Annotated in this window: 16 protein-coding genes, 5 tRNA genes and 1 other RNA gene; 16 read left to right on the forward strand and 6 right to left on the reverse strand. The window is 43.5% G+C overall.

Going from position 1 to position 11,830, the window contains the following annotated elements; translation table 11 throughout:
• Positions 1-59 precede the first annotated feature (59 nt).
• The 10 genes from RRY12_01595 to RRY12_01640 all read left to right on the forward strand — a co-directional run bounded on the left by RRY12_01595 (position 60) and on the right by RRY12_01640 (position 4,977).
• Positions 60-137, forward strand: a tRNA-Pro gene (locus RRY12_01595).
• 122 nt (positions 138-259) lie between these two features.
• Positions 260-345, forward strand: a tRNA-Leu gene (locus RRY12_01600).
• Between the two features lie 11 nt (positions 346-356).
• A tRNA-Met gene (locus RRY12_01605) sits at positions 357-433 on the forward strand.
• Positions 434-437: 4 nt separating this feature from the next.
• A tRNA-Met gene (locus tag RRY12_01610) sits at positions 438-514 on the forward strand.
• 48 nt (positions 515-562) lie between these two features.
• Positions 563-640, forward strand: a tRNA-Pro gene (locus RRY12_01615).
• Positions 641-747: 107 nt separating this feature from the next.
• The gene (gene smpB, locus RRY12_01620) at positions 748-1,218 is read left to right on the forward strand and encodes an SsrA-binding protein SmpB (GenBank protein MEG2183353.1); all 471 of its coding nucleotides are present in this window, start codon (positions 748-750) and stop codon (positions 1,216-1,218) included.
• A gap of 22 nt (positions 1,219-1,240) precedes the next feature.
• Positions 1,241-1,594, forward strand: a transfer-messenger RNA (tmRNA) gene (gene ssrA, locus RRY12_01625).
• Between the two features lie 213 nt (positions 1,595-1,807).
• Positions 1,808-2,965, forward strand: a complete 1,158-nt coding sequence (locus RRY12_01630) for a tyrosine-type recombinase/integrase (protein MEG2183354.1) — start codon at positions 1,808-1,810, stop codon at positions 2,963-2,965.
• Positions 2,966-3,521: 556 nt separating this feature from the next.
• A complete protein-coding gene (locus tag RRY12_01635; GenBank protein ID MEG2183355.1) occupies positions 3,522-4,373 on the forward strand; it encodes a hypothetical protein in 852 nt (283 codons plus the stop codon).
• Positions 4,354-4,977 carry a hypothetical protein gene (locus tag RRY12_01640; GenBank protein MEG2183356.1) on the forward strand — a complete coding sequence of 208 codons (624 nt, stop codon included), beginning with the start codon at positions 4,354-4,356 and terminating at the stop codon, positions 4,975-4,977. The genes RRY12_01635 and RRY12_01640 overlap by 20 nt, the downstream gene beginning before the upstream one ends.
• A gap of 206 nt (positions 4,978-5,183) precedes the next feature.
• On the opposite strand, the gene RRY12_01645 is transcribed toward RRY12_01640, so the two are convergent.
• The 6 genes from RRY12_01645 to RRY12_01670 all read right to left on the reverse strand — a co-directional run bounded on the left by RRY12_01645 (position 5,184) and on the right by RRY12_01670 (position 8,807).
• Positions 5,184-6,107, reverse strand: a complete 924-nt coding sequence (locus tag RRY12_01645) for an FRG domain-containing protein (GenBank protein MEG2183357.1) — start codon at positions 6,105-6,107, stop codon at positions 5,184-5,186.
• A 45-nt stretch (positions 6,108-6,152) separates the two neighbouring features.
• Entirely contained in the window at positions 6,153-6,467 is a 315-nt protein-coding gene (locus RRY12_01650; GenBank protein ID MEG2183358.1) for a hypothetical protein, read from the reverse strand.
• A 275-nt stretch (positions 6,468-6,742) separates the two neighbouring features.
• Positions 6,743-7,528: a hypothetical protein gene (locus tag RRY12_01655; GenBank protein MEG2183359.1), complete on the reverse strand. Its 786-nt coding sequence runs from the start codon at positions 7,526-7,528 to the stop codon at positions 6,743-6,745.
• 168 nt (positions 7,529-7,696) lie between these two features.
• Positions 7,697-8,050, reverse strand: coding sequence for a hypothetical protein (locus tag RRY12_01660; protein ID MEG2183360.1), 354 nt, complete (start codon positions 8,048-8,050; stop codon positions 7,697-7,699).
• 22 nt (positions 8,051-8,072) lie between these two features.
• On the reverse strand, positions 8,073-8,321 hold the full coding sequence (locus RRY12_01665; protein MEG2183361.1) for a hypothetical protein: 249 nt from the start codon (positions 8,319-8,321) through the stop codon (positions 8,073-8,075).
• An 84-nt stretch (positions 8,322-8,405) separates the two neighbouring features.
• The gene (locus RRY12_01670; GenBank protein ID MEG2183362.1) at positions 8,406-8,807 is read right to left on the reverse strand and encodes a helix-turn-helix transcriptional regulator; all 402 of its coding nucleotides are present in this window, start codon (positions 8,805-8,807) and stop codon (positions 8,406-8,408) included.
• Positions 8,808-8,953: 146 nt separating this feature from the next.
• Here RRY12_01670 and RRY12_01675 point away from each other — a divergent pair, with 146 nt between their 5' ends.
• The 6 genes from RRY12_01675 to RRY12_01700 all read left to right on the forward strand — a co-directional run bounded on the left by RRY12_01675 (position 8,954) and on the right by RRY12_01700 (position 11,726).
• Positions 8,954-9,268, forward strand: coding sequence for a hypothetical protein (locus RRY12_01675; protein MEG2183363.1), 315 nt, complete (start codon positions 8,954-8,956; stop codon positions 9,266-9,268).
• Positions 9,269-9,670: 402 nt separating this feature from the next.
• The gene (locus tag RRY12_01680) at positions 9,671-9,829 is read left to right on the forward strand and encodes a hypothetical protein (protein ID MEG2183364.1); all 159 of its coding nucleotides are present in this window, start codon (positions 9,671-9,673) and stop codon (positions 9,827-9,829) included.
• A 12-nt stretch (positions 9,830-9,841) separates the two neighbouring features.
• On the forward strand, positions 9,842-10,177 hold the full coding sequence (locus tag RRY12_01685; protein ID MEG2183365.1) for a hypothetical protein: 336 nt from the start codon (positions 9,842-9,844) through the stop codon (positions 10,175-10,177).
• Positions 10,178-10,295: 118 nt separating this feature from the next.
• A complete protein-coding gene (locus RRY12_01690; GenBank protein ID MEG2183366.1) occupies positions 10,296-10,565 on the forward strand; it encodes a helix-turn-helix transcriptional regulator in 270 nt (89 codons plus the stop codon).
• Positions 10,566-10,978: 413 nt separating this feature from the next.
• Positions 10,979-11,269 (forward strand): hypothetical protein, encoded by a 291-nt coding sequence (locus RRY12_01695; protein MEG2183367.1) that lies wholly within the window; start codon positions 10,979-10,981, stop codon positions 11,267-11,269.
• 307 nt (positions 11,270-11,576) lie between these two features.
• Positions 11,577-11,726, forward strand: coding sequence for a hypothetical protein (locus RRY12_01700; GenBank protein ID MEG2183368.1), 150 nt, complete (start codon positions 11,577-11,579; stop codon positions 11,724-11,726).
• Positions 11,727-11,830: the final 104 nt, after the last annotated feature.

The raw sequence follows: 11,830 nt of genomic DNA on the forward strand, positions 1-11,830 counted from the left end.
AAAACAATAACTGCTACTTGACCAAATAGAAAAATTGAGATATTATACACTGCGTTGCACGGGATGTAGCGCAGCCTGGCTAGCGTACCTGCATGGGGTGCAGGTGGTCGGAGGTTCGAATCCTCTCATCCCGACCAGATTATACCAAGAGCTTCTGCTCTTTGCAGGAGCTCTTTTTTAGTCAAAGCAAGCCGGGTTACGGAGCAAAATAATCAGGGGCTTGACTGAATCGAAAAAATTGGTATAATACCTTTCGTTGGCCGGGGTGGCGGAAGGGTAGACGCACGGGACTTAAAATCCTGCGAACGCAAGTTCGTGCGGGTTCGATTCCCGCTCTCGGCACCAACAATTTAAGTCGCGGGGTGGAGCAGTACGGCAGCTCGTCGGGCTCATAACCCGAAGGTCACAGGTTCAAATCCTGTCCCCGCAACCAATTTGGCGCTGTAGCTCAGTTGGCTAGAGCATTCGGTTCATACCCGACAGGTCACTGGTTCGAGTCCAGTTAGCGCCACCAAAAAATTATCGGCCTCTCAGTGATGAGAGGCTTTTATATCAAAGTTTCCGGGGCGTAGCGCAGTCTGGTTAGCGCGCTTGGTTCGGGACCAAGAGGTCGGAAGTTCGAATCTTCTCGCCCCGACCATTTTAGCAGTAAGGCCTCCCGCCAGACGGAGGTCATTTTTTTTCAGTATTTTTTATGGTTTGACTAAACCTGCTCAATAACTTATAATCATGTTCGAGGTGATTATTGTGCCTGATGACAAGACCGTTGCTCAGAATCGCAAGGCAAGACACGAATATTTTATCTTGGATTCCTTTGAGACTGGCATAGTGTTGTCGGGGACAGAGATAAAATCCCTCCGTGAAGGCAAGGCGAACCTGAAAGATGGATTTGCCTCTGTAGAAAAAGGTGAACTGTGGCTTCAAAACGTCCACATCTCGCCTTATGAAAAGGGAACCATCTACAACAAAGATCCGCTGCGCCCGCGTAAGCTTCTGGTCCACAAGAACGAAATCTACAAGCTTCTTGAAAAGACGCGCGAAAAAGGACTGACGCTCGTACCTCTGAAAATGTACCTTAAAGAGGGCCGGTGGGCAAAGGTAGAACTTGCCATAGCGAAAGGCAAGCAGCTCCACGACAAGCGCGACAGCGCCGCGGAACGCGACGCCGCCCGTGAAATGGACAGAGCGATACGCCGCAAGACCCGCGGCGACGATTAAGCAACACCCGTACCATCATACTGGGGACGACAGGTTTCGACAGCAGATGGAGGATCGGGGGGAGCGTGCCGAGGATGGGGAAGCCTCGTAAATCCGGCTCCAAAACAATAATTGTCGAAGACAATTACGCACTCGCTGCTTAGTTAAGCAGCGCGCTCTCTAGGACTTCCGCCATCGGGTCTTAGAAGAGCGTCACTCAGACGGCTGGGAACCCTGCAGAGCTTTTCGGCAGTGTTTCGAGATTCAGGAGAGGCTAGGGGACGGGTATCCTGCCTATGGGAGCCCCGAAACCGAAATTGAAATCAAAGGCTACGCACGTAGCGCCCTCCAGGTTGGCCTCTGTTGGACCGGAGTTCGATTCTCCGCGTCTCCACCAACCGACTTAATCAAGCCCCCTCACGGGGGCTTTTGTTATTGCCTTAGCCTCCTCAAATGCTGTATAATACTGAATAAATCGTTGGTATGGGCTTGTATGCTTTCTCGCGCCTCCTCATACTTAATCAAGCCTAATCACGAAGATTCAGCACTACAAAATTGAAAAAACAGCACTATAATCAAAATTGTAGTGTGGCCAAGGGGGAAAAGGCAGATGCTGACTGAGATTTCCGTGCGCGACTTGAAGGCGAAAGAGGTTCGGTATATGAAGGCCGACCAGAACGGGCTTTATGTCGAGGTGATGCCTTCTGGAATTAAATATTGGTGGCTGTGTGTCCAGCAAAATAAAAAGCGCAGGAAGTTCGCGCTTGGGAAATATCCTGAACTGTCTGTGAGGGCGGCGCGCGACGCCTGCGCTCTCAAGAAAAGAGAGGTAGGGATTTCCTGCGGGCTGGATGTGTCTGACGTCAGGTTTGAGGAGTTGGCGGAGGAGTGGTTTAAAACGCGTATTTTGCCACAGTCGGCCAATTACAGCAGAACTATCCGGCTGCGTATGGATAAGTACCTTCTGCCGGCTTTTAGGGGCCGTCCAGCGGCAATGATAAAGGGAACTGATATTCTTACGCTTTGCAAGCGGATTGAGTCGGACGGTTTTGTGGAGACGGCTCACCGGGTGTTGGATATACTGGCTGCGGTTTTTCAGTTCGGTATGCCTACAGGGATAATTGCTGCGGATCCTACGGCGGGGCTGTCGCGCAATCTTATACCGGTGCGGCGCGCGCATTTTGCGGCTCTTACGGACAGGCGCGATGTGGGGGAGCTTATGCGGGGTATCGCGGCGTACAGGCAGGATAAGGTGCGGGCTGCGTTGTTTTTCAGCGCGTATACTTTCTGCCGTCCGGGGGAGGTGCGGGCTGCTATGTGGGCCGAGGTGGACCTTTGCAGGTGCGAGTGGCGTATTCCAGCCGCGCGGATGAAGGGCCGGCGTGAGCATGTGGTTCCTTTGTCGCGGCAGGCTGTCGCTGTTTTGCAGGCTGAGAAGCTTTTTTTGGAGATGCACGGGGTGTGCAGCGAGTATGTATTTCCATCGGAGCGCAGTGCGCACCAGCCTTTGTCTGATAATACGGTGCGTGTGGCCATTCGCAGTATCGGCTACGGCGCGGACAGGATGACGGCGCACGGATTTCGGCACATGGCATCGACCATCCTCAACGAGTCGGGCCTTTTCCGGCCGGACGTGATTGAGATGCAGCTGGCGCATTTTTCCGGCGGTGTGCGCGAGGTGTACAACCAAGCGAAGTATATGCCGGAGCGCTGCAACATGATGCAGTGGTACGCGGATTATCTGGATGGACTGAGATATACAGAATAATAGCAAAGAGGAAAGAGCTTTTAGCTTTTCTATGTTTTTTTATATTTTTACTTGACGCTAACTGCCTTTAAGGACGAAATGCTGGCGGCTAGCCTTCATGTGAGCGGCGGAGCCACCTGTTAAAAGATAGTCCCCAACAAAAACAGAAAGAGCGCGGCCGATGTGACAAATTGTTTGCCGCGCTCTTTCGTTTGGAAGGCTCGCTCCGTAAAGCAAAAAATAACCCGGTATTTTTGTCGGTGGTGGCCCCATCAGAAAGCGAAAATCGCGGATTGTTCCGCGATGGACTGTGCTGGTGAGGTATTGGCTATTAAGATAGTACCATTTTTAGTGCCATGGTTTTTTGTTTGTTTTATAAATTGTAATGTTAGACTATTCTTGCGCGAGATTTCGTTACCGAAAAAAATAAATTCTGCGCAAAAAACAAGGGGCATGGTGTCTTAACGACTCTCAATGGGTACTATCACAATTGTTGTAGTGACAATTATGGCGTAATGGTTTAGTTTAGGTATAATATCAGCATATCGATATGCATTTTATAGTGAGGAGAATTGATATGTCTGAATATCAAGATGCTTATATGTGCAGAGTAAAAGTGTTTAAAGAAAAACAATCTAATTTGTTTTATGATTCATCTTTATCAGTTCAGGAAATTCTCAAACAAACTATTGAATCAAAACCAAAAGCTATTTTAAACAGGACAATTGAATGGGAGATTGCTAATATTGAAGAAGTAAACAAAACCACTCTTTACTTTAAACTCGGCAGAACAAAAAATACGATTATAGGATTGAAGGATGAAATAAGTGGAGATTATCAGGATGAAGAATTTCAGATAAATCCAAATACCAGCGTTTTGCTGGATTGGAATATGGAATTGCTTTTATTTATTCCCGATTCTGAGCTATGCTCAACCAAAAATTTTCCTAACAAACTTCAAGAACTCTTGAATGCATGTGAGTATGCAAAGACACATGGAATCATTTTTGAAATTGGACTCATTGATGACCCTGTTTCTTTTATAAATTGGATAGAGCGGTCTTATAAAGTTCTTTCTTTTAGAATGACTTTTACTCCTTCAAACTTATTCGACGCAGGAGAAGATTTTGATAAACCTTTATCAAAAATAGCAGACGCATTCGGAGCCTCTCCTTATGAAAACGATATTAAAATGACAAATAAAAAAAGGGGGTTAAATAAAGACGCGATTATCAAAGTAGTAAAAGATACTGCGGCAAGCGGTGCTGACGCATCGGCAGTTGCACAGATGAAAAAAGGGGAAAAGACTAATCGTCGGAGGCTGAGAAATAACCGTGCTGTTGTCAGAATTGGTAGTATCAATGATAACGCGGGACGCACAGAAGCATTGATGAAAATGAAGGAAATGTATGAAAAAATCAAGAACTGATAATTTAAACTTTAAACATTGGTTTTTACATGGCAACGGGCATAAGCCAGGGTATACTCGATTATTGGATAATCGCTCCATTATTGATTTTTGTATCGGCATCGTTGTTGTGATACTTGTCTCCACATCACTAAAGGAAGCAGCTGTCGCGGTATTGTTTCCGTTGACTGGTGTGCTCGTTGGAGTTTGTGCCTCTTGGGCTGGCCCGGCTCAGGAGGTTTTAACTTCAAAAGAAATGCTCCCCTTTTTAAAGAAACATCAAGGTGGAATTTGTGAATATTTTCTCATATTACAAACTGTTGTTTTTGTTATGTTGCTCTCCATTGTTATGTGGGGGCTTGCCGGAATTGGGCTTTTTGAAGGATTAAATTCCCCTAAACTTGATGGTGCTAAATTTGTTTATTATATTATCTCATCTTTTTTATACGCCATCCTGAGTTTATCTATCCGTACTTGTTGGGAGGCTGTGTTATATACTCATTACATTATGCATACAAAAATTCAGTTGTTGGAGATGGAACCAATGATTCTCCATAAAAGAAAACGTACAGTAATTTCGAGGAGAAATAGATATAAGTACAAGCAAAAAGAAGAATCCCGATAGGAGTTCCTCATTTTGCTTAATTTAAACTATATGAGAAAAATAATCTTAGTGTATATGTGTAATCAATTAACTTAAAAAAGTGTAGCTTGTAGATGAAGAATAGGCGTGTATTTCAGAATATAAAATTGTACTTTTTAGATCAGAACCACGGTAGGCACATCGCAAATAAGCCGCTGTTGAGACAGAATTGCGCTTGCCATGGTCATTTATTTGTCTAAATATTTATTCTTGATATATTCTGCAGTGCTTTCCATTTGTGGAAAAAAACGTTCCTGAGAAATATCATAAGCTTCTAGTTCTTGTAACAGTTTTGTTTTTTGTTGTGGAGAGATAAAATTCCATCTACATTGAATGTCATTTGTAAAATCCTTCCAATCCCCCTGTTCTTTCGTAAAGTCGAGGTCCGGGTAACTAGAATTCAGTCCATAAAGCAAAAATGATCCTGATTGGGCTAAGATTCTCTCGTTGTTTAATTTGCCACGCACACACACTATTTTATTTAGATCATTGGGAACTATTCGAGCTTGAAAAAATGGTTTTTCTTCTCCTATGCGATGAACTAATTGCTTAACGCTATCCTCCAAATTGAAAGACTCAATCTGTGCTTCTAGGGGGTCTGTTGATTTAGATACATCAATTATTATGTCCTTGATTTCATTTTTTTGCACGTGTTTTAATTGTGCTAAGTTTGCAATACAGCAAACGGTGTCATCAGAGGAGAATTTAATAGCAGATTTTTTGATTTTTAAAGAAATAACAACACCCTTGCCTGTTACATTATCATTCATAGCCTTGCATGCAAAATACAAAGCTGCAAATGGATTTGACGTGATATCTAGCATTCTTGTTGGCAATGAAAAGTGTTGCATTCGTTGGAGCTTCTCAAATGCAAATTTATCATTGATGAAGTTTTCCGGTTTCCTGTTTATAAATTCATGGAAAAGAAGATCTTCTTTCTCTTCGTATGTAGATTGACTGTTGTTGTTTTTTCTAAACAGCGTAGGTATCAACTTGTAAGAGTCTGATTCATGTCCTCTGAAAAATATATCATAGTCCGGGTCTTGATTAGATTTTTTTATTGCATTAATTATATTAATGAACCCTGACAAATGTTGTATGCTCTTTCCCATGATGCCCCTCCAGTTTTTATGATGTAATTGGGGTGCTATATTTTGTTAACGCTCAAATTCAGGCTCAGGCTCACTTAAGGCCTTCACAATTACTTCTTCAAGGGTGCCATAAAAGGGGTCAGCATCAAAATAAATTACCATGTCGCCATTCTCCTCTTCGCTTACATCAATGCGATGCCCATTGATTATGATATGCCATTTTCTGGGATATTTTATTTTTTCGAGAGTGTCTCGGAATTCCTCTTTTAATATTAGGAATATCTCTTTGGCTTCTTCAGATGAGCTATATGTAGTACCGTTAACATGAAACTCTGGTTCTCCATTTCTATTCCAACGAATTTCGGTGCTTGGCATTGGCATTGATAATACCCCCTCTTAAGTTTTTATAGTGTTTTATTTTTGTTGCATGCTTATCAGTTTATCAGCTTCATTGTATTTCAGCAATAATATCTGGATATATTGCCAGCGAGGTTATAGCCTTAATCAATAAAGCGCATAAAGATTCCCTGCTTCGGCGGGGGATTTTTGTTTTTGTTAGTCTCCTCTCTACACGATCTTCATGTGGGTCATTTTTGTCCAGGTGGTCCATGGCGCTCAGTGGCTTGAAGAGAATATCATTGCGCTACTATATTCCTTTATTTGAAAGCAATATGTTTCCACATTCCCATAACGTTCATTGTAACTGTTGTTGTAATGCGCTTTTTAAGTTCTATTTTGAGATTGCCGTCACCCATATATATAATTTCAGGCTGTTCCATTCCGATAAACTGCACAAAAAAGGGTGCTCTAGCAAACATTGCTGGATAAGTAATCAATATTTGTTCGCTTGCATATTCTTGGGATCCAATGCCTGCAAGAATTGTTGTTGTTATCATAAGACCGTTCGTGAATTTAACGTATTGACCGTTCGCGTTGTCCCCAGCGTCAAAAAGGTCTTTCTTTGATAATAAATCACCCCTTTGTGGCATTGCGATTTTCTCCTTTGAATTTGTAATTTTTTCCTGAACCTCTTCGATTCTTCGTTTTATATTTTGTGATTTTTCTTGAATTTTCAACATATCCTCTTGGCTTGATATATCCTTTTTACTTAATAAATCTAAAATATCATTTATATCGGCACGAATGCTTTTTATGCTGTTTTCCTGCATGCTAAAACATATCTCAAGTGTATCCCACAGTTTTATTCTGTCTATTTTTACTTTCTGCAGAAAATCTTTTATATGGGATCTATGAAGATAGGCAATGATTAGAATTCCACATGTAAAAGAAGGAATCCATGAAAGTGCAAAGATTCCCGTGATTGTAGATACACAAAATAATAACACAGCTGCAATCCATAAAACATCGTTACATGGGGTATTTTTGTAGCCGCTTTTGATCCATTGGGTCATTTCGTTCCATAATTCTTTTATTAAAATCACGTCCTCGTATTTTTTACTTTTTAGCTGTTACGTATCCACGGACAACATATTCTCAAAGTCTCTTTTAAAATCATTGATGATAAAGTCCTTTTTTATTTAACGCGACGCCTTCAATTTTGTCATGACGGCAAAAACAGTAAGTGTATGGTGTGCAAGAATGCCATTGAACTACTCCACACTCTTTAAAGTCATATCTAAATTTTCTAGCATACTAAAGAAGTCTTTTTCAAAATTTTCTTTGACAAACACTGTTTTTTTCAATGGATATGGAATATTACAGTCATCATGCCTATGAAAAATATAGTTTGTCTGTGGCCCATAGTGATTTATTGCTCCAGCTTGTGGTGGGGAAAAATCGTAATCAGCTAGGAGCTGCGATATTTTTTTAAATGCCAGAGTGTCTTTTAAAATTGATTTATCTCTATGGTCTTGCGTAAGGAAGGCGACCTTGCTGTTTGGATATGTAGATATAAGCAATTTAAGATATTTGTTTTGGTATTCAAAAAGTATTTTGTTCTCCATAAAGAACAACTCCTTTTGTTTTCTACTGGTTAGTTAAGTCGAAAATCACGTGCCCTTTGCCGTTAAGCGCAATATTTCTTATACACTCATGACTTATCCAGTCTGTTTTTGGAATATTTTTGATTATCAAAGAAGCATTACCTTCAGCGGCGCTAATAGCTAAAATTTCTAGCTGGTCTCCGCGAAATTCCTTTGCCGATATAATTACACCGCCACCATCTTTAAGTAAATATTCGCAGAAACTAAATCCACTATGTAGCATATTATCCATGCAAAACACTCCTTTTTTTGTACAATAGTTACTTATATGTTTCTATTGCTCTTCGGATGTTGTCTGCATTGAGTAATCTACTTTTCACGCATCAAATAGAGTCGCACTGCATTTTTCTAAACGCAGGCGTATTTCTTCTTTTTCTGCTTCTGTCATTGTTGCTGCTTCAAGTTCAAGCTTTGCTTCGGCTATTGCAAGCAAGGTGCGTGCCGGAGCGTTTTCGAATGTAAGGCGTGTTTTACTTGTTTCTTCCGGCCCAGCCTGCGGCCCATCGTACAACTGTTGAGTCCCTTTTGGTATGAAATCTATATAAAGGTCACAGTCAAAGGCCATTGCCATTCTTTGTAGAAGCTCTAAGGACGGATTTTCTCGCCCTGATTCAATATTGCTGATGTGTGCCGAGCTAACATCACACAGTTCCGCAAGCTTTGATTGCGTCAACGCCGATGTTTTTCGCATTTCTTTAATTCTTTCTTTAAATATCAAACATATCACCTAGTTCAGATTATAAGTATAACAAAACAAAAAAAGAAGAACGCTAAACAATAAAAGTATTGTTTAACACTTGACTAACTATTGTTATTCATATATATTTGTTTTGTTAAACAATGATTTTAGTGAGGTGGAAAGATATGGTGGATTTCAAAGCAATTTGTGGTTTCAATGGAAACAAAGTCGTGGATTTCAAAGTAACTTGTGATTGCTGTGGAAGAGAAATCGTTCCAGAAAGTGAGCCTGAGAAAGAAGCATTTGAATTTGCAAGATTGGGGGGTTTTCAAGATTCTGCGGTTATGTCTGGCGTATCGATGCAAATTTATTATCCAAATGTATGTCGCGGAAGAAAGCTAAATTTTGATTTATGTGTTCATTGTCATGAAGAATTTTTAAAGTTTTGCAATGATTTTTTTAGAAATACGCAAAACATTTTTTTACAAGGGTCTGAGTAGAAGAGGTGATAAAGAAATGCTGGACTGTAAAAAGGTTAGAGCTGCAAGACTGGCAAAGGGTTTGAGGCAGACTTTTGTGTCAGAAAAGATTGGCGTGTCTCAGGCACATTACTGCAATATCGAAAATGGCCGTGAGAATCCGTCACTGCCGACACTTGAAGCTATTACAGCCGTGTTGGGCGGAAGTGTAAGCGACTATCTGATACCAGACGCAAACCCTATGATTCCCCGGAAGGTGGCGGCGAGGCGGCAGAGGCCGCGGGAGTCCGGGGCAGCGGTTGTGTAGGGGCGCACGACGGGCGGGAGAATGTTATACGGCTGGAGCTGGTGATCCGGCGGGAAGGAGTGGAGGTTATGAACGGAAATAATGTGTGCGGCAATATGGACCAAGGAGGTATTCGGGTGACGAAGCTGGTGTATCCGGACAAGAGCGTGGCTTTTGAGATTGCTGGGAGGTCTGCTGCGGTTTGTTCCCGGCAGGAGCTGGAGGCTTTTTTGTCCAGGGTGGTTGAGGAGACGATGGACACGTTCAGGTTTAATGACAAAAAGGGAGAGCTTTAGGGGGCGATTCAAATGTCGGAGGAGAAAATCACGCTGGAGCAGTTGGATAAGGCAATCGGCGGAGAATACAGGAGGGATAAAAGAATGTGTAATGAGGGCTGCATGAAATATTTTGCCTCATTTTCTAGGGGGCATGTTGAAAGGTTTGCAAAGGAACTTCACGAAGCAGGACGTCAGGCATTCCTGTCCGGGGCGACGGTAGCCCAGCAGCATCATGACGATAAGGTGTTCCCGTTCATAGAATGGGAAGATCTTAGTGAGTCGGCAAAAGATGGCAAACGTATTCAGGCTCGCTATTTGATCAATAAGTTCAATATAGAACTGATGCCACCTGATGTTAAAGAGTGATACTCATGTTCGTCTGCTTCAAGTGACTTTGATTATTTTACAGTTATGTCAACAAGTATTGTTTTGGGATGTTTCATCAAGTAATGCAATTATTGAAAAGGAGAAATGAGGTGATTTTATGGCGTTTAAGGGCGAGGTTTTAAGGGAGTGGCGCAAGGCCAGGAGGCAGACGCAGGCGGAGCTTGCCGCTGAGCTTGGGATTGCGCAGACGTATCTTTCCGAGATTGAAACGGGGGCTAAGAGTCCGGGGTTCGGCCTCGTGGAGGATGTGGCCAGGCTTACGGGTATTTCTATTGGGGAGCTGTCCGACTGCGGAAACCCTATGATTCCCCGGAAGGTGGCGGCGAGGCGCAGTTTGGCGTGGGTGTCCGGGGCGGCGGTTGCGTAGGAGTGCAAAAGCAAGGACAAAACTCCCCTGCCACATTTGGCGGAGCGGAGAATGTTATACGGCTGGAGCTGGTGATCCGGCGGGAAGGAGTGACTGTTATGGGTAATAATTGCGTATCTGTGAATAGCAATGAGATGAGGGCGGCGCTTGTGATTGAGCCCGACGGGAGGTGTTCGGTTGAGTTTTATGGTCGGACCGACCCGGGTGCTTCGGATGAGAAGGTGGGTGAGCTGCTTGAGCGAATGAAGTGCGCGATGTCTGCGGCGAAGAACGCGTTTTTTAATAACAACTGCTATTAGAGGCGTCAAGCAAATGAAAAAGGATGGTACTCCCGCGCCTTCGAATGCGTAAGGCTACGGGGTGTAGCAATGAACAGTTGGCGGCGAGGTTCGCCGGAAAGGATGTCGGGTCAGATGAGCAAAGCTGAGGTGTTGGATTATAGGTCTTTAAAGAAGGAGCTTGGGGAGATTTTTAACTGCGACGCCGTTTTGTATGTCGGCGGCAGCGGCTCTATTTTGTCTACAAAGAAGAGCTTTCAAGCACAGGATCTCCTTGACTTGGTGCTGGATGAACGTGACTCCCGCATGGAGGCGGCGATAGACAGGCGGTCTGTTCTTGTTGCTTTTATTGATGTGTTTGAGGCTGACATTAATGACAGGGTTCGCGCGCTTGAGGTGTTTCGAAGGTATGCCGCCGGCGAGTAGTCATCTTTTGTTTTCTAGGGCTGTGATTCTTTCTTTAAGCTCGTTGATTTCGGCAATGAGCTTTCTCTCAGATTCTAGAACTTCTTGGGAAGCAAATTTGTAAATGTCTATCAGCTCTTTTGGCAATTTAGAATTTTCAAATTGTGTGACTATGCGTATCACCTCATGGCCGGCGGCGTTTGTAGTTTACCACTTCCGCCGCCGTATGAAAAATAAATTTTTTAGATTGGAGGCGGCGGGGATGGGGGTAAAGGTGAAGAGGATCGCGTGCTGTGAGAGGTCTGGCAGGGAGGTTGAACTCCCTCCGTTGCATAATAAATCTATGGATGACGTGCAGCTGGATTATGCCGGTTTGAGGCTGGGGTGTCAGTGCTGCGATATGAAGGATATGAGGGCGGGCGGCAGTAGGTGCAGGGAGTTTGTCGTGCGTTTTGGGCTGACAAGGGGGCTGGTGTGATGGGCGTTTCTTTTACGTATAACTCGGAGTTCGGCGGCAAGATTATCGTGTGGCTGCCAAAGCGGCTGGACCGGCGTGTTGGTATGGCGCTGTGGGACGCGGTG

The organism is Cloacibacillus sp., from assembly GCA_036655895.1.
Taxonomy (GTDB): domain Bacteria; phylum Synergistota; class Synergistia; order Synergistales; family Synergistaceae; genus JAVVPF01.

What these genes read in the sequence shown, in the direction of transcription:
- RRY12_01630 (MEG2183354.1), top strand. Translation starts at nt 1,808, where the DNA reads ATGCTGACTGAGATTTCCGTGCGCGACTTGAAGGCGAAAGAGGTTCGG.
- RRY12_01635 (MEG2183355.1), top strand. Translation starts at nt 3,522, where the DNA reads ATGTCTGAATATCAAGATGCTTATATGTGCAGAGTAAAAGTGTTTAAA.
- RRY12_01640 (MEG2183356.1), top strand. Translation starts at nt 4,354, where the DNA reads ATGAAAAAATCAAGAACTGATAATTTAAACTTTAAACATTGGTTTTTA.
- RRY12_01645 (MEG2183357.1), bottom strand. Translation starts at nt 6,107, where the DNA reads ATGGGAAAGAGCATACAACATTTGTCAGGGTTCATTAATATAATTAAT.
- RRY12_01650 (MEG2183358.1), bottom strand. Translation starts at nt 6,467, where the DNA reads ATGCCAATGCCAAGCACCGAAATTCGTTGGAATAGAAATGGAGAACCA.
- RRY12_01660 (MEG2183360.1), bottom strand. Translation starts at nt 8,050, where the DNA reads ATGGAGAACAAAATACTTTTTGAATACCAAAACAAATATCTTAAATTG.
- RRY12_01665 (MEG2183361.1), bottom strand. Translation starts at nt 8,321, where the DNA reads ATGGATAATATGCTACATAGTGGATTTAGTTTCTGCGAATATTTACTT.
- RRY12_01675 (MEG2183363.1), top strand. Translation starts at nt 8,954, where the DNA reads ATGGTGGATTTCAAAGCAATTTGTGGTTTCAATGGAAACAAAGTCGTG.
- RRY12_01685 (MEG2183365.1), top strand. Translation starts at nt 9,842, where the DNA reads ATGTCGGAGGAGAAAATCACGCTGGAGCAGTTGGATAAGGCAATCGGC.
- RRY12_01690 (MEG2183366.1), top strand. Translation starts at nt 10,296, where the DNA reads ATGGCGTTTAAGGGCGAGGTTTTAAGGGAGTGGCGCAAGGCCAGGAGG.
- RRY12_01695 (MEG2183367.1), top strand. Translation starts at nt 10,979, where the DNA reads ATGAGCAAAGCTGAGGTGTTGGATTATAGGTCTTTAAAGAAGGAGCTT.